This is a genomic window from Paraburkholderia sp. Cpub6 (genome assembly GCF_014201065.1).
GTDB lineage: Bacteria > Pseudomonadota > Gammaproteobacteria > Burkholderiales > Burkholderiaceae > Paraburkholderia > Paraburkholderia tuberum.
This window is the reverse complement of the sequence record NZ_JACHDM010000013.1, coordinates 153625-174423: the sequence shown is the minus strand read 5'-3', so window position 1 is coordinate 174423 and position 20799 is coordinate 153625. Positions and strand designations below refer to the sequence as shown.

Below are 20799 nucleotides of genomic sequence, written 5' to 3'. Positions count from 1 at the left end.
GCGGTGGCCAGCGAAAGGCGCGGGCTCATGTGCGCAACCCCTCATTGGCGTCTATACGGACCGCCGCGTGCCGGATGCACAGGTCCACTAGCGAGCCGACCGTGAAATACGCTTCGGCGCGTTCTTCGTTCAACGCTTCCAGAGGCAGACGCTCGATGCCAAACGCCTGCTCGATTGCGACCACGGCTTCGACGAGCGACAACGAGTCGAGGCCAAGATCGGCGATCAGCGAACTGTCGAGATGAATCTCAGTGTTGAAGTCACGCTGATGCTCGCGGCAGACGCGCAGTAACTGCGTGCGTACGACTCCGAATACGGTGTTGCGCGTCGACGCATTTTTCGATGTGCTGGCCATGCTGGATCCCTTTCCGTTCACGCGTTGCTCGACGCGGCGTAGCGCCACGGCAGTGTCTGGCCGCCGGCCAGGATGCCCTGTGGATGCGCGAGCGCGACAGGCTCGATCGCCAGCTCCAGGCGGACGGATTCAAGTGGCCGCTGCAACGCTTCTTCCCAGCGGTAGGAAAGGGGAATGCGCGCGCGCTTGCCACGCAGCCACGCGCGGCGCAGAAAACGATGGACCCAGAAGTTCGGCCACCACGGCGCGGTCAGCGCGGTGCCGAGCAGACCCACGACGCGCGCGCGCATCGGTTCGAGCCCGCAGTCGAATGCGAGAAGCGAGGTCTCGCCGGCCCAGTCCTGGCCATAGCCCGTCAACACGTGCAGCAGGTCATGAATGCAGCCGCTGCGCTCGATGAACCACTGACGGTCCGGGCCGGGGAGGATTTCTTCGAGGCCCGCGGCCAGCCGGCTCGCCTGCAGCAGACCATCGGCGCTGTAGCCGCTGTGCTCCATCATCGCCATGTAAGCGCGGCCGAACGATCCCGGCGGCAAGCGCAGCAGCGTGTCGGAATCCGCGAGCGTGCCGAGCAGTGACGGCTGCTCGGCAAGCAGCGCGCCGGCGCCGGGCTCGCCGAGAAAACGCTGGTACATCGCCTCCATCTGGCCGCCGTCGAGCGCGATCATCACTTCGTAGGCATGCTGAATATCGTCTACGTTCGCCCTCAACGCCTTGATCGCCCGCAAGGCGCGCGGCCAATCGATGTGGCGTCGCGCCAGCGCGTCGTCCTTCAAGGTTGCTGTCATCTGCGGCTCCCGGCAAAGATCAAGAGGGCGAGTCACGAGTGGCGATCGACTCATGCCACTACCTGTGGACGCTTTTTGCAGGGTTCGTGCCAGTCATTCGCGGGCAGCACAAAAGTCGTCCTCGTCCCCTGCAAGAACGGACCGAAGTGGCCAGATCTCAAAAGGCCGGCGCGGGTATCGCGTGGATTGAAGCGGAGTCTGCGATTTGCCGACGCACGTTCGGGAGGAGCCCCTCGCAACCTGCTGGATGTCGGTGCCGAGCCAACACGTGAAGCGCATCTGTTGGTTGGGGATCGACTGCGGGACATTCGATACTGGCCCGGTACGCATGCCGACGTCCAAACATCTAAACGTGCGGATGTATCGCGCTGCCCCTTGAAATCTGGCTGCCCGCTTGCGTCATTGCTTCTGACGAGGACTCACGTCGCGCTGCAAAAGAATGCCTGGCACGAACAGTGCACTAGGAGCGCGAACAATGGCTGGTGCGCTTTGAAATTCGTAGAACTCACGAGGATGGAGGTAGAGCAATGAATCAGGCATGGAAGGCGAAAGCGGGGCAGTTCCTGCCGGGCGCGAATCTGACTGTGCTGCCGCACTGGGAGCGCGACGCGGTACCGAGCTACGATCGTGCCGAGGTCTCGGTGCCAGGGCGCCTTCACTTCGCGGTATTCGACTTTATGCAAATGGCGCCCGGCTTCGGCGGCGGCGGACTCGGCGTATCGACGAGCACGGTCGGACACCGGATCACCGTCACGAAGACGACGAATGGCGAGGGCGGCTGCGACGTGCCGAGCGGGCGGCACATGCTCGAGTTGTTCAAGCGAGCCGTCGGCTACGCACGTGACGACATCCGCGTCGATCGGGTGCGCAGCATCCAGCACCAGCACAGCGGCTTCGGCTCGAATGTCTCGTTCAATACCGCGACGCTCGCCGGCTTGAACGCGTTGTTCGGCTCACCGTTTTCGCCGCACGACATGTGGGAAATGATCACCCGCAACTACGTCGAGACCGCGAAGGATGACGAGCACGTGTATTTCGGACTGGAGACCGGCGTCGGCGAAGCGTGCCTGTTCTTCGGCGGTCTGGTCTGGGTCGACGAGAAGCACGGCAACGGCCGTTTTCTCGGCAACCTGAGTTCGGAAAACCTGTGGGTGACCACCGCCGTTGGCAACTACGACACGCTATCGACCGAAGCGCTGCGCGCCCATGGCGAAGGCGCGGACATGTCCGGCACCACCGAGGCGGGCTTCGTGCCGACGCATTTTGTCGAGTGGCAGAAGCGCTACGGCATCGCGTGGCGCAACTTCATCGAACAGAAATTGCGGCCGGCACTGCATCGCAACGACCTGTTCGCGTTTCTGAAGCACGGCTGGGAACTCAACAGCATGAGCAACATGAAGGTGCTCGAAGGCATTTTCCGGACCGACGTGATGCGTGAGTTCGACGAGACGATGCAACGCGAGGGCGCGGTGTACGCGGGGATGAGCAGCGCGGGTCCGGGCTTCTATGCATTCTCCGACTGCGAGGACAAGGCGAAGCACCTCGCGGCGGTGATGATGCATCGGTTCGGTGATTTCATGAGCGAGATGACGGTGGCCCGCGCGGGTCAGAAGATGTCCATCGACGTCGCCGTCTAGGCGCACTCCTACGAGCCCTCGCGAACCTTTCCACCGAGACCGATCGAACATGGCCAAGCGCGTCACCTTCGTCAACACGAACCAGATCAAACCGGCGATTGCGCCGATTGCGTTCGACTACCTGTCGGCGCCGATGGAGCGAGCCGGGTTCGAGCTCGATTTGCTCGACCTGTGCTTCTCCGACGATTGCGAGGCGGCCATTGCCGCGCACTGCCGCACCGCCGCGCCGGATTACTGGGGGGTGACGCTGCGAAATACCGACGACGTCTATTTTTCCAGCGGCTACAGCTTTCTCGACAGAATCAGGGACATCGTCGCGTTGCTTCGGCGCGCGCGCGCGGTTCCGGTCGTGATGGGCGGCGCGGGCTACTCGGTGATGCCGGAAAAACTGCTTGCTTACCTCGACGCCGACTTCGGCATCGTCAGGGAAGGCGAATTCAGCTTTCCCGAGCTGCTGACCTGCCTCGAAGAAGGCAGGAGTTTCACGCACATACCCGGCGTGGTGTACCGCGATACGGCCGGGGTGCGCGCTACGCCGCTCGCCCCGAACGCATGCGGACCGCTGGCCAGCATCGGGCCTCATAAACGCGAGCTGGTCGACAACCCCCACTACTTCGCCAAAGGCGGCCAGATCGGCATCGAAACGAAGCGCGGTTGCAATCGCTCCTGCATCTATTGCGTCGAGCCGCTGATCAAAGGCCGCACGGTGCGCATGCGCGAACCCGATGATGTCGTCGCCGAGATGGCATCGCTCGAAGAACGCGGGGTCAACGTCTTTCACATCAACGACTCGGAATTCAATCTGAGCGTCGCGCATCCTCTTGCGCTGTGCGCGGCCATCATCCGGCACGGGCTCGCCGGCAAGATCCAGTGGTATGCGTACGGTATGCCGCGGCCGTTTCCCGATGAACTCGCGGCCGCGATGAAAGCAGCCGGTTGCGTCGGCATGAACTTCGGCGTCGACACCGCCAGCGAAACGATGCTGAAGATACTGCGCCGCACCTTTAGCGCCCACGACATCGAGCATGCGGTCAATACGGCGAAGCGCCACGGCCTCGAGCACATCATCGAGCTGCTGTTCGGCGCCCCCGGCGAGACGCAGGAAACCGCGCGCGAGACGATCGAGTTCATCAAGCGGGTCGATCCGGAGCGCGTTTCGGTGACGGTCGGGCTGAGGATTTTCCCCGGCACCGAGCTCGAGCAGATGATTCGCCGCGAAGGCCTGCGCGTCGGAAATCCGAATCTTCACGGCCATATCGAAGGCAACGACGATCTGCTGCATCCGGTGTTCTATCTGCCGACCGCATTGGGCCCGGACCCGCAGCAATTCATTGCCGATCTGATCGGCAATGATCGGCGGTTCTTCGGGACCAACGCGAGTCTGTTCAACTACAACGCGAACGACGCGCTGGTCGAAGCGATCGCGCAAGGCGAACGGGGCGCGTATTGGTCGATCCTGAACCGGATCGAGAAACGCTTCGAAGCGGCCCACGACGCTCGCGGTTGTCACCGCACGTCCGCGGCCGGCGGCGATGCGGATTGGGCACCGATCGAGGTTGTGCCGATCGAGCAAAGTGCCTGATGCGGTGTGCGATGCCCGAAGCGGCCAGTCGTCCAGTGGCCTGCGTACTTTCAACCCAGGAGGAGTGCATGCTTTTAGAAAACAGCCAGCCTGAGCCGTACAGGATCAAGATGGTCGAGCCGATCAGGCTTATCGACCGCGAGCAACGGCAGGCGCGGCTTGTCGCCGCCGGGTACAACGTCTTTCGCCTCGAAGCAGACGACGTCTACATCGATCTGATGACGGACAGCGGCACCTCCGCGATGAGCGCGAACCAGTGGGCCGGCATCATGATCGGCGACGAATCATATGCCGGTTCCCGCAGTTTCACGAAGTTGACGCAGGCCGTGCGGGACATGCTCGGCTTCGACTACGTATTGCCGACCCATCAGGGCCGGCCGGCCGAACACTTCCTGTTCCGGACCCTCGTGCGCCCAGGCCAGGTGGTGCCATTCAACGCGCCGTTCGATTCGACCGAGGCACACGTATCGATTGCCGGCGGGACCGCGATACCGTGCGTCGCCGAAATCGGCTACCAACCCGCTGTCGAGCACCCGTTCAAGGGCGACGTGGATGTGCAGAAGCTGCGCAACGTGATCGAGAGCGAAGGGCGCGACAATGTCCCGCTGATCATGGTCTCGCTGACGAACAACGCGGGCGGCGGCCAGCCGGTATCGATGGCGAACCTGCGCGCGGTGAGGGCGTTGGCCGATGAGTTTGCGATTCCGGTCTACTTCGATGCGGCGCGCTGCGCGGAGAATGCTTACTTCATCCAGCAGCGCGAGAGCGGCTATGCGAACCGGTCCGTGGCGGAAATTCTGAAGGAGCAGTTTTCCTATGCCGAGGGCTGCACGTTCAGCTGCAAAAAGGATGCGCTGGTCAACATCGGCGGCTTGCTCGCGACACGGTCGCGCACGCTCTATGAGCAGGTCGTGCCGCTGCTCGTGCTGCACGAAGGTTTCGTCACCTACGGAGGGATGGCGGGCCGCGATCTCGAGGCACTCGCGATCGGTCTGCGCGAGATGGTCGACGACCGATACCTGCAACACCGCGTAGGTCAGGTCGAACGGCTAGGGGACACGCTGCTTGCCGGCGGCGTTCCGATACTGAGACCGACCGGTGGACACGCGGTGTACGTCGATGCGGCCGCCTTCCTGCCGCACCTGCCGCGCTCGCAGTTCCCGGCCGAGGCGCTGGCTGCCGAGCTTTATCTGGAGGGCGGCGTGCGCGCCGTCGGTCTGGGCTCGTTGGCGTTCCTGAAAGAAGATCCGTCGACGGGCACTGTCAGCGCCCCGAGGCTGGAACTGCTGAGGCTGGCCATTCCTCGCCGCGTCTACACCGATAGCCACCTCGCGGCGGCTGCCGCCGCGTTGATCCGGGTCTACCAACGACGCGATACGATCCGGGGAATGCGCATCGTCTCGGCACCGTCGATGCTCAAGCACTTCACCGCGGTCCTCGCGCCGATCGAGGACCGCGACGAGATGCTCGCGGAGTCTCGGGAAGTTATGGTCTGAGGTGATTTCATGTCGAATGCTGTCTTCGAAACGCTCGAGCTCAAACCGCATGCTTATCCGGGGGTTCTGGTCACGTTGTGCGGTGTGGATGGGGCGGGGAAGTCGTCACTGATGGAACGGCTCGAAAGCGCGTGCACGCGTGCGGGGCTCAACTGCGTGACGACGTTTACGCCGACCCGTAGGATCCGCAAAGATGCGCTGTTCCGGGATATGGTGGACAGCCACTGGCATACATCGAGCGCCGGTTCCGGACTCGACGTAAACCGACGGCGCGTCGACATGCTGGGCATTCTGCTGTCCATCATGGGAGACCTCGTCCAGCATCTGACCGACACGGTCATACCGGCACTGGAACGCGGCGACGTCGTTTTCTGCGACCGCTACGTGTTCACCTCTCAGGCTGAAATCGGCACGCGTTCCGATCCCGCTGAGACTGCGCCTGTGCTCCGCAGCATCGCTGGTCATTTGCTGCGTCCCGATGTCGCCTTTGGTCTGAACGTTTCCGGCGCGACTTCACACCGTCGCGTGCGGGCAAGGAGCGACGAGAACGACCAGCCGCCGCCGATGAGCTTTCTGACGCGTCAGGTGGCGGCCTACCGCGCCGTGTTCGAGGTCAACGGCGTGGTCGCGCTGGATGCGGAGCGGAGTCTCGACGAGACGTTCTGTCAGGCACTCAGTCATCTCGTGGCTATCGACCGTGTTGCGGGGCGGTTGGGCTCTCTCGGGGCGGAATGTCCTACACGAAGCGTGGCGGCATGCTGAGGCTTCGACTTGTGCCCGGGAAGCCGGATTCGGGCATCGAGGTATGCGACAAAATGCGCGTCGACACGTTTTGATGAGCATCTATCCTTCGAGGAAGGACCATGATGCATGGAACATCAGAGCCAGGGAGACGACGATGCTTAGCCCACATGAGATCGCAACGCTCATGCTTCTCGAGACAAACCCCCGTCCAGAAAATTTCGATCCCGGCGATCTCGACGCGTTGTGCGAGCGCCAACTTGTATTTCTGGAAAAGCTCGCGTCTGGATACGCGCGAGGGCGTCTGACCGCGCAAGGACGCTCGGTATTGCGGTGGGTCGGGAGGGTGAACTAGTGCCTCGCTCTGCATCGCCTGGGAGCTGTGACCTTCAGGAGCAGTCACATGCAATACCCAGTCGCGCGGAGGGCGGTGCAGACCATTGTTCGCGAACATCGACACGAGGCGTTCGGCGCCAATCGCGATCCGTTCAGCGGCAGCGAGATCGAAGGTGAAATAGACCGTTTGTTTTCGTTGATCGTCAGTACCGTTTCCGAGTCGATTCAATAAGAGTGGGCAGCACCGGAATGTGACGGGCGACGCTGGCGCTCAGCGGGCTAGGCCGCCAACGGGACAGCGCCCGTACATTTGATTTCATCGAGGCAAACGCTGGACTTGACTCCGCTCACGCCCGGAATGCGCATCAGCGTATCCAGCAGAAACTCCGACAGCGCTTTCAGGTCTTGCGCCACGACCTTGAGCATGTAATCGATATCACCCGTTACGACGAAGCATTCCTGAACCTGGGTGAGTTCCGAGATCATTCGCTTGAACTTCGACAGGTCGCGGACATGGCCTCGCTCCATCGTCACCTGGATGAAGGCCACTACGCCAAAGCCCAGCAGCTGCGCGTCGAGCCGCGTCTCGTAGCATTTGATCACACCCATTTCCTCGAGCCGGCGATGCCGCCTCAGCGTTTGCGCGGGCGACAGTTTGATCGCCTCCGCAAGTTCGAGATTGGAGATGCGTCCCTGGGACTGAAGAATCTCCAGTAGACGCACGTCGATACGGTCGATGTCGATTGCCTGCACTTTTATTTCCTCATTCACCAGTGAAATGAAATATTAATGCACAAATCAGGGTTTGTCTGCGTCTGCAAGGAAATCCAATTGCGTCGATAAAAACTTACACTGAATCCAGATGTCGCTGCGATGCGGCCGGCTAATGCGTTGAGAGAGTGGTCCGAGGACGCTGCCTGCATGGCGATTGGAGAAATTTTCTTTCATTGTTCCGACACCCAGCACCACTCGGTGCCGGTTGCTCGCCACAAATCATTCACCCTCTGCTGAACCTGAGAGATCATGGCCGACCTGTTTGACAATCCAATGCAACTGATGGGCTTCGAATTCGTTGAATTTGCCTCGCCCGTACCCAATGTCCTTGAACCGCTATTCGAGCAGATGGGCTTCACACTGGTGGCTCGCCACCGTTCGAAGGACGTGCTGCTTTACCGCCAGGGCGAAATCAACTTCATCGTCAATCGCGAGCGCAACAGTGCGGCCGCTTACTTTGCCGCCGAGCATGGCCCGAGTGCGTGCGGCATGGCATTTCGCGTGAAGGATTCGCACAAGGCCTACGCCCGCGCGTTGTCGCTAGGGGCTCAGCCGATCGAAATCGCAACCGGTCCAATGGAGTTGCGATTGCCGGCAATCAAAGGCATTGGCGGCGCACCGCTTTATCTGATCGACCGCTTCGAAGACGGCAAGTCGATCTACGACATCGATTTCGAGTTCATCGAAGGTGTCGAGCGGCGGCCGGCCGGTCATGGCTTGCGCCTCGTCGACCACCTCACGCACAACGTCTATCGCGGCCGCATGACGTATTGGGCCAACTTCTACGAGACTCTGTTCAACTTCCGTGAGCTACGCTACTTCGACATCAAGGGCGAATACACGGGTCTCACGTCGAAGGCGATGACGGCGCCGGACGGCAAGATCCGCATTCCATTGAACGAGGAATCTGGCAAGGGGAGCGGGCAGATCGAGGAATTCCTGATGGCCTTCAATGGCGAGGGCATTCAACACATCGCGTTCCTGACGGACGATCTGATAGCGGTTATCGACAATCTGCAGATGGCAGGCGTGCCGCTGATGACGGGGCCGAACAGCTACTACTACGATGCGCTCGAGACGCGCTTGCCGGGCCACGGTCAAGCGGTGGGCGAATTGCAATCGCGCGGCATCCTCCTCGACGGAACGACGGCAGACGGGTCGCCGCGCCTGCTGCTGCAGATTTTTTCCAAGCCGCTGCTTGGCCCTGTCTTTTTCGAATTCATCCAGCGCAAGGGTGATGAAGGTTTCGGCGAAGGCAATTTCAAGGCGCTGTTCGAGTCGCTCGAACGCGATCAGATCGAGCGGGGCACGCTGAAGGTTTGACGCGCGTACAACCCCGTTGATAGCTCTCGACCAGAGCAGGCGAAAAGCGAGGCGTGGCGTCCAGAACCAACCGCAGGACACAGGAGACAACATCGTGGCACACCAGCAACAGGGCACGCTACAGCGCGGCCTGAAGAATCGTCACATTCAGTTGATCGCGCTAGGAGGCGCAATCGGCACCGGCCTCTTTCTCGGCATCGCGCAGACCATCAAGACGGCAGGACCGTCCGTGTTGTTCGGGTACGCGATCGCGGGCGTCGTCGCCTTCTTCATCATGCGGCAACTCGGCGAAATGGTCGTCGACGAGCCGGTGGCGGGATCCTTCAGCTACTTCGCAGGCAAATACTGCGGCCAATTCTCGGGCTTCGTGTCCGGCTGGAACTACTGGGTGCTGTACGTTCTCGTGTCAATGGCAGAACTGTCGGCCGTTGGCATCTACATGCAGTACTGGTGGCCCGGTCTGCCCACGTGGGTCTCCGCGCTCGCCTGCTTTTGCGTCATCAACGCGATCAACCTCACCAGCGTGAAGTCGTACGGCGAGCTCGAGTTCTGGTTCTCGATCGTCAAGGTCGCGGCGATCGTCGGCATGATCGGCTTCGGCGGCTACCTGTTGATTTCGGGCCACGCAGGCCCTGACGCGGGCGTGGCCAATCTCTGGCGCCACGGCGGCTTCTTTCCGAACGGCGTGTCGGGCCTCGTGATGGCGATGGCTGTCATCATGTTCTCGTTCGGTGGACTGGAACTCGTCGGCATTACGGCCGCCGAGGCGGAAGATCCTTCGCACACCATCCCGCGCGCGACCAACCAGGTGATCTACCGGATCCTGATTTTCTACGTCGGCGCACTCGGCGTGCTGCTGTCGCTGTATCCGTGGGAAAAAGTTGTTACGGGCGGTAGTCCGTTCGTGCTGATCTTTCACGCGATGAATAGTAACTTCGTCGCCAACGTGCTCAATGCGGTAGTGCTCACCGCCGCGCTGTCGGTGTACAACAGCGGCGTCTACTGCAACAGCCGCATGCTTTACGGCCTCGCAGGCCAGGGCAATGCGCCGCGCGCTCTGCTGAAGGTGAACGCCCGCGGGATTCCGCTCGTCGCGCTGGGTGTTTCCGCCGTGGCGACGGCCACCTGCGTGGTGATCAACTACCTGATGCCCGGCAAGGCATTTGAACTGCTGATGGGGCTCGTCGTCTCGGCGCTCATCATCAACTGGGCAATGATCAGCATCATTCATTTGCGCTTTCGCAGCGCGAAAGCGCGAGCCGGTGAGACGACCGTATTCCGCAGCCTGGGCTATCCGCTTACCAACTATCTGTGTCTGGTGTTCCTTGGCGGCATCCTGGTGGTGATGTGGCTGATACCGGATCTGCGCATGTCGGTCTACCTGATCCCCGTTTGGCTCGTTGCGCTGGGCGTCGGCTATCGCTTGCGCAATCGCCGCACGGGCGCCTCGGTACCGGTTGGCGTGCCGATGCGCTAGGCGCCGCGTTTCTGCAACCATTTGGCCTAATCCAGGGAACCAGCATGTTTGAACACATCGATGCCTATGCGGGCGACCCGATCCTCACCTTGAACGAGAACTTCGCGAAGGATTCGCGCGACCATAAGGTCAATCTGAGCATCGGCATCTATTACGACGATCAAGGCCGCTTACCGGTGATGCAAGCCGTACGCGAGGCCGAAGGACAACTGCTCGCCGAGCTCGGTCCAAAGCCGTACCTGCCGATGGCGGGCTTCGCCCACTACCGCGATGCCGTGCAATCGTTGCTGTTCGGCGACGACTCGCCCGCACGTACCGAGGGGCGCATCGCGACTGTGCAGACCTTGGGCGGCTCGGGCGCGCTCAAGGTCGGTGCGGATTTCATCAAGCGCTATTTTGCGGGCTCACGGGTATGGGTCAGCGATCCGACGTGGGAAAACCACCGTTTCATCTTCGAGCGCGCGGGATTCGAAGTCGACACGTACCCGTACTACGACGAATCGAGCGGCGGGCTCAAGTTCGAAGAGATGCTATCGGCCATCGACGCGCTGCCGGCGCGCAGCGTCGTGCTGTTGCATGCGTGCTGTCACAACCCGACGGGCGTCGATCTGAACGACGCGCAATGGGTGCAACTGATCGAGGTCATCAGGAAGCGGACCCTGCTGCCATTCATCGACATGGCGTATCAGGGCTTCGGCGCGGGCATCGACGCGGACGCATTTGCGATTCGTGAACTCGTGCGCCAGAACGTGCCGGCGTTGGTGGCCAATTCATTCTCGAAGAACTTCTCGCTGTATGGCGAGCGGTGCGGCGGACTGTCGGTGATTTGCGAGTCGCCGGATGTTGCCGGGCGCGTATTGGGTCAATTGACGAGCGCTGTGCGCGCGAACTACAGCAATCCGCCGACGCACGGCGCAAAGATCGTAGCGCGCGTGCTGACAGCACCGGCAATGCGGCAATCATGGCAACAAGAGCTTGCATCGATGTGCCGGCGCATCATGCGTATGCGTGCGGAGATCCATGAACGCCTGCGCGGCAAGGTGCCGGACACGATGCTCGCACGCTACCTCGAGCAGCGCGGTATGTTCACGTACACCGGGTTGTCGGCAGACCAGGTCGACACGCTGCGCGAGCGGCACGGCGTCTACTTGATCCGGTCCGGGCGCATGTGCGTCGCCGCGCTCAATGACAACAACGTTGCGACGGCTGCGGAGGCCATCGCGAGGGTCATCTCGCGGGCAGGCGATTGAAACCAACGCAAGCTGGGAGCCGCGGCCGGACACGCGATCAGTCCGGCTGTGCCTACGTCCTTTTCAGATTCGTCGCGCGCTCGCGTTGCCGCTGTGCTTGAGCGTCGGATCGAGCAACGAATCCTTGACGTCGAGCGAAGACGCTTGCCCGAGTTTCGCGTAGTCGTTCTCGAGCCAGACGTTCGCCACTTCGCGGCCACGCTCGAAGAGCGTTTTGAGCAATGACCAGGACGTGCTGCTCTTGGAAACAAAACCGAACTTCGCGAGAAAATCGTCGTCGCGAATCAGGTGAAACCTGACGGGCTTGAAGCGGCTTTTGCGCGCTGCTTCCTCGCCGACCGAGTCGAGCACACGGTTGACCGCTTCGATCGCGTTGATCTCCAGTACGACGGACGCGTTGAAACCGATTTCATTGAGCCGGTCGAGAATGCCGCGCGCGTCTTTAGGCGGCATGTCGTGGCGCACGAACGGATTCGCGAGAACGAGAATCAGGTCCTGGGCATGGGCGATCAACGGCGCCAAAGGCGGGTTGCCCAGATAGCCGCCATCCCAGTACGGTATGCCGCCCACGCTGATGGTGCGAAACTCGCTCGGCAGGCATGCGGAAGCGCGCAATACGTCAATGGAAATCTCGGGGCGGGTGAAAATTGCGCGTTGGTTGGTTCGTACGTCGGTTGCGCAAATGAACAGTTGCGGGCCATCGCGCGTGGTATTGAGCGCGGCGAGATCCTGTTCGGGGAGGGCGGAACGAATCAACGGCCCGAGCGGATCGCGGTAAAACGGATTGCCGTAAGGCGAAGCGACGAGTCCCACGGCCTCCAGCATGATGGCGGCGGGATTCCAGTCGATATTCCAGCCGCCGAATGGGCCGGGTTCGGAAAAGCCGAGGAGCGCGTTGCCCGCCAGCGCGCCGGCGCGCGATACCGCTTCCCAGAAGGCGCGCAGCATGTCGCGTGCTTTCGGTGCGCCGCTGGTTGCGAGACCCGCCGCGCACAGCGTCGCATTGATTCCGCCCGCGCTTGCGCCGCTGATCGCCGCGATATCGAGCGGGGTTGCCTGCGACGAAGCCTCCAGCAGCCGGTCGAGCACACCCCACGTGAAGGCGCCGTGCGAACCGCCGCCTTGCAGGGCAAACGCGACCTTGGGGCCGTTCTGTCGCGTCGGGTTCCGGGGTTCCTCCATCGCCATGGCTCCTTCGCGTCTTCATCGCGTTCCCGGCAATCTTACGCGCACGCGAGGATACTTGCGTCGGAAACGTCGAGCTTTCAATGGTTCGTCCTGTCCCGCATGCCATGGCGGATCGCCCTGGATGCTGCGATACTATTTATAGTCGCGCGCTGCGTAACCTACTAAAACGGTCCATGACAAAGAGGTTGACTGACACAAACCGGTGTGCCGGGACGGCATCGCGGGCTCACAGCTTGCGTCCGGGGGTACCTGGATGAATCGGGATCTCGATCTGGATTCCCGAGGCGCGATCACGCTAAACGGGCTGGCGCGCAGGCTGGGGCGTACCCGTAAGCAGCTGATGCATCGCTGGATCGCCGAGACCTCGGAGCAGGGCGCGCACACCGATGCGGACAGCGGGCAGGGACTCATGGACTGTTTCGCCTATATGCTGGCCGAAGTATGCGCTGCCCTGCTGGTCGCCGAGAGCGACGCGTCACTATCCGCGCGTGTGTCTGTCGCGCATCCCGGCAGGTTCTGGCCAGAGGGCTGGCGGGTCACGGATCTGTTTCGCAACATCGATCTGATGCAGCGCTTTCTGAAAGACGAGATCCGCGCGTATTTCGGTCCGGTTGCGGCTTCCATCGACGTTCACATACGGGCACACGACATCGTCGAGCGCACATTTCGCGCGATGATCGAAAACGCCATCGAGGCGCAAATGCAACGTCAGGCCGCCGAGGTGGCGGCGGCGCAGGAGAGCCTGCACACGGCGCTGACTGCGCTGAAGCTCACCGAGGAGCGGCTGCGTGTCGCGACGAGCGCGGCCGGCATCGGCATCTTCGAGTGGTGTGGCGCCTCGCGACAAGGCGTGTGGGAAAACCGCCAGATGTACGACATCACCGGGCAGCCCGAGGAGAGGGGGCCGTTGACGGAAACCGAGTTCATGACGTCGGTCGTTCATCCCGACGATGTCGAACTGCTGAAATGCCATTTTCAGTCCCGGCTGGTCTCCGGCGAGCCGGTGCATGTCGCGTTCCGGCTGCACCGCGTAACCGACCGCGCGCTCAGGACCGTCGAAATGTTCGGGTATCTGCGTCCGCCCGTTCAGCAGGACGATTACACGTTCATTGGCAGCTTGTGCGACGTGACGGAGCGGACCGACGCGGAGGCGAAATTGCAGGACGCCGATCGCCGCAAGGACATCTTTCTGGCCACGCTCGCGCACGAGCTGCGCAACCCGTTGGCGCCCGTGCGCAACGCCGCGCATCTGCTGGGCCACAGCGCGGGAGCCGATCCCGCCAAACGTGAGTGGCTGCGCAATGTGATCGAACGCCAGACCGGCCACCTGTCGCATCTGATCGACGACCTGCTCGATGTATCGAGGATCACCACCGGCAAGATCGAGTTGAAGCGCGAGGTCTTCGATATCAGGCTGGCACTCGACCACGCTCTGGAGATCACGATGCCGGCTGCGTTGCAGCGGCATCACGACATCGTGCGTCTGCCGCTCGCGCACCCAGTGTACGTCCACGGTGACCCGGCGCGGATCACTCAGACATTTTCCAATCTGCTGGATAACGCGATCAAATACAGCGACGAGGGTGGCCGGATCGTCGTATGCGCGACGCTCGTCGGTCAGGAGGTATCCGTTACCGTGTCGGACACGGGCACGGGTATTTCGGGCGACGCACTGCCTCACGTGTTCGATCTGTTCGTACAGGGTTCCTGCCACGGCGAGCCGTCCAGGGGCGGTCTTGGGATCGGGCTGTCGGTGTGCAAGACGCTGACCGAGATGCACGGCGGGACCATTGTCGCCAGGAGCGAAGGCAAGAACAGAGGCAGTGAATTCGAAATACGTCTACCCGTTTGCCAGGGCAGCAACCAGCGGGCGAAGGACGGTGCCGAAGCAGGTCGACCGCCGTCCGACCCATTGCGTGTTCTGATCGTCGACGATAACAGCGATGCCGCGCTGTCGCTCGCAATGATTCTCGACGCGCACGATGTGCGCACCGCACACAGCGGGGAAGAAGCGCTTCAGATCGCCGCTGCCTTCGAGCCGCAGATCGTTTTCCTTGATCTTGGTCTGCCGGGAATCAGCGGCTATGAGGTTGCGCGTCGGCTGAGGGATCATCAGGCGGCCGGCAAGCGCCTTGAAATCGTCGCCGTGTCGGGCTACGGACAGCCCGAGGACGTGGCTCGCTCAGCGGGAGCGGGGTGTGATAGTCATCTCGTCAAACCCGTCGATATCGAAGAACTCCTTGCGATCATCAGGCGAATGACCAGCGAAAATCCGTCCGCCGCGTAGTTTTCGATCGACCCTCTTTGTGCGAAGCAGCGTTCTGGGGCGACGACGAAAAGTACTGTCGGATTTCCCCGCTTATCAGTCGAATTCCCTCGCGGGAACGGCGTGGTAATTTTCGCAGTGCTCTACCATCAATCCATCCAGGAGGTAGTGATGTCACGGACTGTCAGGTTTGCCGAGGCCGGTGGGCCCGAAGTGCTTCGATTCGTCGACGAATCGGTCCGCGGCCCCGGCCGCGGTGAAGTTCGCATCAACGTGAAAGCGATCGGTCTCAATCGCGCGGAATCGATGTGGCGCACCGACCAGTACATCGAGCCCGTCCGCTTTCCGGCCGGGCTCGGGTACGAGGCGGCCGGCATCGTCGACGCGGTGGGCGAGGGCGTCGGCGGTTTCGCGCCCGGAGACGAGGTCAATGTGATCCCGTCGTTCTCGATGAATCAGTACTTCACCTACGGCGAAGTCGTCATCGTGCCGGACCATGCAGTCGTCAGGCACCCGAAATCTCTATCCTTCGCCGAGGCCGCGTCGGTGTGGATGATGTTCGTCACCGCATATGGCGCGCTGATCGAAGATGCGAAGGTGGGCGCCGGCGACTATGTCGTCATACCGGCCGCTTCGAGCAGCGTTGGTCTGGCAGCGATCCAGCTAGCGAATTACGCGGGGGCGACGTCGATCGCGGTCACGCGCCATGCTGGCAAGCGACAGCAGTTGCTCGACGCGGGTGCCGCACACGTGGTCGTGACGGACGAGTCGGACCTTGTCGAAGCGATCATGCGGATCACGGATGGAAAGGGGGCTCGCGTCGCTTTCGATCCGGTCGGCGGCCCGAACTTCGCGAAACTGGTCTCGGCGCTGTCCTTCCAGGGGATCGCGTATCTGTACGGCGCGCTAGACGAACGCGCCACGACGCTGCCCGTGCTGCCGATGATCGCCAAAATGATTTCCGTGAAGGCGCACAACATCTGGCTGACGAGTGGCGACCCGACGCGCCGAAAGGCTGCGGTGGAGTTCGTGCTCAAGGGGCTCGAAAGCGGCTCGCTGAAGCCGGTCATCGATCGCACCTTTGGGTTCGACGAGATCGTCGACGCGCACCGCTACCTCGAAACCAACGGGCAGTTCGGAAAGATCGTGGTAACGGTGTAGCCCGCGAACCGACATTGAGGTGAGGCAACGCGCCGCTTTTCCGCTTGATATTGTTGCTGGCCGCGTTCGCTCAAGCGCGGCCATCGCGAAGTGCTGAGGTCCAGTTCATGCAGCATGTGGCGGCATTGGGGTAGCGCATGACATGGCGATTCTTCGGTCGGATCGCGCATGCCGGCGTTGGTCTGGCTGTCGCGCGACCTTCATCACGGGCCCATCGGTACCGTTTCCACGCGTGCCCGGACTCACGCGTGTCAGAACACCACATCGGCCAGCGGCCGCCTCGGCGCATGACTGACGCGCGGGCCGCGGCCGACGCGCAGCAGAAGCTGTGGAATCGCCTCCGTTCCCAGCAGCGTCCGGAGCCGCTCGCGCAGCGGGTCCACTTCGATCGGCTGGTTCAGGTAGGAAGCGGTCAGTCCCGCGGATGCCGCGACCAGCAGCATCCGCTCGAGCGCCTGTCCCGCCGCGAGCCATGCCTCGCGGTCGTCGCGCATCGTGGCGATGCCGACCATCAGCGGCGAGCCTTGCACGAGGTGCTGATGCGTAGCGGGCTGTCCCGCGCCCACATCGAATACGCGGACGGCCAGGCTGACGAGCGGCGCCGCGAAGTCGAGCAATGCTCCGACGGCGGTACCGTAAGCCGGCATACCATCGTCGCGCCGGCGCGGGTGGATCCAACTGGCGAGCTCGCGCCGGAAGCGTGGGTCCGCGAACTGCGCGTGATCGGCGTCGGCGATCAGTTGCGCAAGCGCCTCGCGCGCGGTCGTTTGCTCCACGCAACAGGCAATCGCGCCCTCGTCGTCGCAGGCGTCGCTGAGCTTGCCTTGCAGTGCCGCCGGAACGGCTTCGTCGACGAACGGCGCACGCGTCGTCACGCGCGCCGTCAGCGCGTCGAAGAGTTCGCGCAGGTGGGGATCGCGAGGCCCGTCGCGCGACACGCTCACGAGCGCCACGATGTCGGGGTCGGCTTCCGATGGAAACAGCGTGATCGCATAAGCGAGACCGAGACGGCACAGCGCCACGCGAAGATTGAGCAACGCCGCGCCGCAGCTCATCAGAAGTTCGCGATCGAAAGGATCGACCACGGGAAGCGCGCGCATGCGGTCGGCGCAGATCTGTACGGTCTCGCCGTCGACGATGAACCGCCACGGTTGCGTGTTGTGATTCGACGGCGCGAGCACCGCATAATGCAGCGCAAAGCGCAGCTGCTGTTCCAGTGGCGTGGAGGCGTGGAAGTGCGGTTCGCCGATTTCCCACGCGTCATGTTGGGCGGCATCCTTCATCTCGAAGTCTCCTTTCGGATCGTTCCCGCGAGCACGCGGTTCGTGTCGTCATCGTGTCGCCGGGTACCGTGGCAGGTTTGTGGCAGGTCGACGTTTCAGATGTCTCGCGTACGCTTTGCGCGGGTCTCGCAGCGCAGAAGCGCTACAGGTCGTTTTCGTCGTCGAACAGCTTATGGCGGATCGCATAGCGAACCAGCCCGTTCTCGTTCGGCATCTGCATTTTTTCGAGGATGCGCGTCTTGTGCGTGCTGATCGTCTTCACGCTGACGGATAGTTCGTTGGCGATCTCGGTGATGCTCTCGCCTTCGACCAGGCGCCGGAACACGTCGAATTCGCGATCGGACAGCCGCTGGTGCGGCAGCGCGTCGGCAGGCTCGTTCAGGTTCTGGGCAAAGCGTTCGGCCATCGCGAGGCTTACATAAACGCCCCCTGACGCGACTTTCGTCACCGCGCCGACCAGTTCCGCGCTCGCGCTTTCCTTGGTCAGATAGCCGGACGCGCCCGCCTTGAACGCGCGCACCGCGTATTGCTGCTCGGCGTGCATCGTCAGCACCAGAATTCGCAGGCCGGGTTTTTCCTCCTTGATCTGCTTGATCAGTTCAATGCCATTGCGCCCCGGCATCGACAGGTCGAGCACGAGCACGTGGGCCTGCGTCGCGCGAATCAGCGCGATCGTCGTCGCGCTGTCGCAAGCTTCGCCGGCCACTTCGAAGCCGCTCGCCTGCTGCAGGATATGGCGCAGTCCGTCGCGCACGAGCGTGTGGTCGTCGGCCAGCAACACCTTGATCATGGGGTGATCTCTCCCGGTTGCATCCATTGCCAGGGAAACCTGACCGCAATCGCGAAATCGGCGCTTTGCACTGTATCGATCCGCATGGAGTCGCCGAGCATCGGCGCGTGTTCGCGCACGCCGATCAATCCGAACGGCATTTCGTGACCGCTGGCTCCAACCGTCTCGCGGTCGGCGTCTCGTTCACGATCCATTATCCGCTATCCGTGGCGGGCAGTCGGGCCGTTTGTGTGAGATGTCACTTCGGCCAGCCGTGATCGACGCGAACGCTACCTCGATCACGCGCGCAGATCAATGACCCCGCTTCGCGTCGGAACACGATCAGCGGGTCGCAAACGGCGCTGACTGCATCAGTGCAAGCACGGGTCGCCAGAACGCGGGGGAGTCGAACGCCGCCATCGGTACCGCGGTGTCGAATGACAAGGTCAACGCCTGTTCCGCCGGCGTCAGTGCGTCGGCGCTCGCGAGTTGACGCGCGAGCGTCGCGGTGTCGGCGTCGGATAGATCGCGCGGACCATGCCGGCGCGTTTCGATGCGTTGCGCGAGCACCGTTGGTTCGGCACGAAAGTTGAGAATGCGGGCCGGTACGCCAAGCCGTTGGGCGAGCGCGAAAAACGTGTCGCGGTGACGGAACTCGAGAAAGGTCGCGTCGACGATCGCGCTGTGGCCGCTTTGCAGCACGCCGTGCGCGAGTCGAAGAAGATGGTCGTAGATCGCGTGACGTGCAGTTGGCGTGTAGTGTTCGGCGCCAAGCGAGGTTTGCGCGTCGGGCGCCGGCCGCAGACGCTTGCGTTCGGCATCGCTCGACACTCGCACCGCGCCGCACAGGTCCGCAAGGGCCCGGCTCGCGACCGATTTTCCCGAACCGGAGTAGCCATGACACAGCAGCAAAACGGGTCCCGGCTTCTGCGTTTGCGCCCGTGCCACCTCGAGGTAGCGCAGGGCCGGATCCGGGATGGCGACGCTGCGGCCCGCTACGTATCCCGCTTTCAGGCACGCGACCCACGCCCGCACCAGCGCGCGATAGGCGACGTACAAAGGCATCAGCGACAGCGCCGCATAATCGCCCGACGTTTCCAGCCAACGGTTCAACAGTCGATTGGCCAGACGGGGCTCCGCTCGCGCGCACAGGTCCATCACGAGAAACGCGACGTCCGCTGCGACGTCGATCCAGCGTAGCGCATCGTCGAAGTCGATACAGTCGAACATCGCGATTGCGCCGCGCCAGCGAACCACGTTGTCCAGATGCAGATCGCCATGGCAGCCCCGCACGAAACCCTCGGCGCGGCGCCGCTCGATCAGCGGCGCGAGTTGGTCGAGCTGTCGCGCGCACCACGCGGCAATGCCGGGCAGCGCGGGATGGCTGCAATTGGCCAGCAGCGCCGCGTTGATCGTTTCGATCTGCGTTCGCACCAGCGTGGCGCTCCCGTAGCGCGACGACGGCGCGTTGCGGGGCGCCCTCAGGTGATAGTCGGCGAGCCGCTTCGCCGCGCCGTCGATGTCGCGCGGCGTCAGTGCTCCCTTCGCCGCGAGACTCGAAAAGAGCATCGCCTCGTCGAAGCGGTGCATCTTGACCGCGTGATCGACTGTCACGCCGCCGTCCCCGAGTGTCAGCACGCCGGCGTGGCGCGCAATCGGCAGCACGCCGGCGTAAATACCTTGCGCGAGTGGCCGGTTCAGACGGAGCTGGGCTTCGCAGCAGCGCTTGCGGGTCGCGGTGGCGGTAAAGTCCGCGAAACCCGGGGCGACGGGTTTGATGATCTTGTACGCGAAGCGCCCGGCGAGATACACGACGGATATGTGCGTTTCGACCCGGACGATCCTGCCCGCCGGATGACGGTACGTGCCCGGCCTGCGCAGCGTCGCGTCGAGTCCGCGCACGCTGCGGCGCGCGGCGCGGACCCGGTTGGCGAGATGCTGGATGCCGCGCATGCCTGCATTGGCGCGTGGTGAAGAAAGCTTGCGGCTCCGTGGCGAACTCATGCCGGACTCCACCTCGCGGGCAGCTGCGCGCCCATTTCTTCGTGGCGACCGCTCAAGTCGACCGAGCCCGCGACAACCAGGCCGGAATTCGCGACGAGCGGCACGCCGGGCGCGCGTTCGACGATCATGCCGCGGCCGCCGAAACCAGGCATGACCTTGACGGCCTCGGCGAGCGCATTGACGCCATCGAGCAGGCATTGCCGGGCGTCATGGTGAAGCACGAGCGTCTCATTCGGCACGGTTGACCTCCGCGTGGTGGGACGGCCGCGGTCGCCTTGCGCGCGAGCCGGAATCGTCTACTCATTTAAGCCATCGGGTATGGTAACCGGCTTGATCTGTATCAACGAGGCGATAGCCGGGCATCGCCAG

General features: G+C 62.7%; 20 protein-coding genes. 11 read left to right on the top strand and 9 right to left on the bottom strand.

Going from position 1 to position 20799, the window contains the following annotated elements; genetic code table 11:
• Nucleotides 1-25: 25 nt before the first annotated feature.
• Both HDG33_RS22075 and HDG33_RS22070 read right to left on the bottom strand, forming a co-directional pair.
• Entirely contained in the window at nucleotides 26-355 is a 330-nt protein-coding gene (locus tag HDG33_RS22075) for an acyl carrier protein (protein ID WP_184033308.1), read from the bottom strand.
• Between the two features lie 17 nt (nucleotides 356-372).
• Entirely contained in the window at nucleotides 373-1143 is a 771-nt protein-coding gene (locus HDG33_RS22070; protein WP_184033306.1) for a Coq4 family protein, read from the bottom strand.
• Nucleotides 1144-1670: 527 nt separating this feature from the next.
• Between HDG33_RS22070 and HDG33_RS22065 the strand changes: the two genes are divergently transcribed.
• From HDG33_RS22065 to HDG33_RS22045, 6 genes are all read left to right on the top strand, one after another.
• A complete protein-coding gene (locus HDG33_RS22065) occupies nucleotides 1671-2780 on the top strand; it encodes a hypothetical protein (RefSeq protein WP_184033304.1) in 1110 nt (369 codons plus the stop codon).
• Nucleotides 2781-2829: 49 nt separating this feature from the next.
• Entirely contained in the window at nucleotides 2830-4362 is a 1533-nt protein-coding gene (locus HDG33_RS22060; protein ID WP_184033301.1) for a B12-binding domain-containing radical SAM protein, read from the top strand.
• Nucleotides 4362-5858 (top strand): tryptophanase, encoded by a 1497-nt coding sequence (locus HDG33_RS22055; RefSeq protein ID WP_260330561.1) that lies wholly within the window; start codon nucleotides 4362-4364, stop codon nucleotides 5856-5858. The genes HDG33_RS22060 and HDG33_RS22055 overlap by 1 nt, the downstream gene beginning before the upstream one ends.
• 9 nt (nucleotides 5859-5867) lie before the next feature.
• Entirely contained in the window at nucleotides 5868-6620 is a 753-nt protein-coding gene (locus HDG33_RS22050; RefSeq protein ID WP_184033294.1) for an AAA family ATPase, read from the top strand.
• 136 nt (nucleotides 6621-6756) lie between these two features.
• Nucleotides 6757-6954, top strand: a complete 198-nt coding sequence (locus HDG33_RS37540) for a hypothetical protein (RefSeq protein WP_260330560.1) — start codon at nucleotides 6757-6759, stop codon at nucleotides 6952-6954.
• Between the two features lie 48 nt (nucleotides 6955-7002).
• Complete coding sequence (locus tag HDG33_RS22045) at nucleotides 7003-7167, top strand: hypothetical protein (RefSeq protein WP_184033293.1); 165 nt, start codon at nucleotides 7003-7005, stop codon at nucleotides 7165-7167.
• 47 nt (nucleotides 7168-7214) lie between these two features.
• On the opposite strand, the gene HDG33_RS22040 is transcribed toward HDG33_RS22045, so the two are convergent.
• Nucleotides 7215-7688: an Lrp/AsnC family transcriptional regulator gene (locus HDG33_RS22040; protein ID WP_184033291.1), complete on the bottom strand. Its 474-nt coding sequence runs from the start codon at nucleotides 7686-7688 to the stop codon at nucleotides 7215-7217.
• Between the two features lie 270 nt (nucleotides 7689-7958).
• On the opposite strand from HDG33_RS22040, the gene hppD reads away from it, so the two are divergent.
• From hppD to HDG33_RS22025, 3 genes are all read left to right on the top strand, one after another.
• Nucleotides 7959-9032 carry a 4-hydroxyphenylpyruvate dioxygenase gene (gene hppD / locus HDG33_RS22035; RefSeq protein WP_184033289.1) on the top strand — a complete coding sequence of 358 codons (1074 nt, stop codon included), beginning with the start codon at nucleotides 7959-7961 and terminating at the stop codon, nucleotides 9030-9032.
• A 94-nt stretch (nucleotides 9033-9126) separates the two neighbouring features.
• Nucleotides 9127-10509, top strand: a complete 1383-nt coding sequence (locus HDG33_RS22030; RefSeq protein WP_409259056.1) for an amino acid permease — start codon at nucleotides 9127-9129, stop codon at nucleotides 10507-10509.
• A 44-nt stretch (nucleotides 10510-10553) separates the two neighbouring features.
• A complete protein-coding gene (locus HDG33_RS22025) occupies nucleotides 10554-11759 on the top strand; it encodes an amino acid aminotransferase (protein ID WP_184033286.1) in 1206 nt (401 codons plus the stop codon).
• A gap of 63 nt (nucleotides 11760-11822) precedes the next feature.
• Here the strand turns inward: HDG33_RS22025 and HDG33_RS22020 are convergent, their stop codons facing one another.
• Nucleotides 11823-12941: a patatin-like phospholipase family protein gene (locus HDG33_RS22020; protein WP_184033285.1), complete on the bottom strand. Its 1119-nt coding sequence runs from the start codon at nucleotides 12939-12941 to the stop codon at nucleotides 11823-11825.
• A 259-nt stretch (nucleotides 12942-13200) separates the two neighbouring features.
• Here HDG33_RS22020 and HDG33_RS22015 point away from each other — a divergent pair, with 259 nt between their 5' ends.
• Complete coding sequence (locus HDG33_RS22015; protein ID WP_184033283.1) at nucleotides 13201-15234, top strand: ATP-binding protein; 2034 nt, start codon at nucleotides 13201-13203, stop codon at nucleotides 15232-15234.
• A 150-nt stretch (nucleotides 15235-15384) separates the two neighbouring features.
• Nucleotides 15385-16374: a zinc-dependent alcohol dehydrogenase family protein gene (locus tag HDG33_RS22010; RefSeq protein WP_184033280.1), complete on the top strand. Its 990-nt coding sequence runs from the start codon at nucleotides 15385-15387 to the stop codon at nucleotides 16372-16374.
• Nucleotides 16375-16625: 251 nt separating this feature from the next.
• Here the strand turns inward: HDG33_RS22010 and HDG33_RS22005 are convergent, their stop codons facing one another.
• The 5 genes from HDG33_RS22005 to HDG33_RS21985 all read right to left on the bottom strand — a co-directional run bounded on the left by HDG33_RS22005 (nucleotide 16626) and on the right by HDG33_RS21985 (nucleotide 20651).
• The gene (locus HDG33_RS22005) at nucleotides 16626-17657 is read right to left on the bottom strand and encodes an Acg family FMN-binding oxidoreductase (protein WP_184033278.1); all 1032 of its coding nucleotides are present in this window, start codon (nucleotides 17655-17657) and stop codon (nucleotides 16626-16628) included.
• A gap of 142 nt (nucleotides 17658-17799) precedes the next feature.
• Complete coding sequence (locus HDG33_RS22000; protein WP_184033276.1) at nucleotides 17800-18447, bottom strand: response regulator transcription factor; 648 nt, start codon at nucleotides 18445-18447, stop codon at nucleotides 17800-17802.
• A complete protein-coding gene (locus HDG33_RS21995) occupies nucleotides 18444-18641 on the bottom strand; it encodes a hypothetical protein (protein ID WP_184033274.1) in 198 nt (65 codons plus the stop codon). The genes HDG33_RS22000 and HDG33_RS21995 overlap by 4 nt, the downstream gene beginning before the upstream one ends.
• Before the next feature lie 127 nt (nucleotides 18642-18768).
• A complete protein-coding gene (locus tag HDG33_RS21990; protein WP_184033272.1) occupies nucleotides 18769-20430 on the bottom strand; it encodes a bifunctional aminoglycoside phosphotransferase/ATP-binding protein in 1662 nt (553 codons plus the stop codon).
• Complete coding sequence (locus tag HDG33_RS21985) at nucleotides 20427-20651, bottom strand: hypothetical protein (RefSeq protein ID WP_184033270.1); 225 nt, start codon at nucleotides 20649-20651, stop codon at nucleotides 20427-20429. The genes HDG33_RS21990 and HDG33_RS21985 overlap by 4 nt, the downstream gene beginning before the upstream one ends.
• Between the last annotated feature and the right edge of the window lie 148 nt (nucleotides 20652-20799).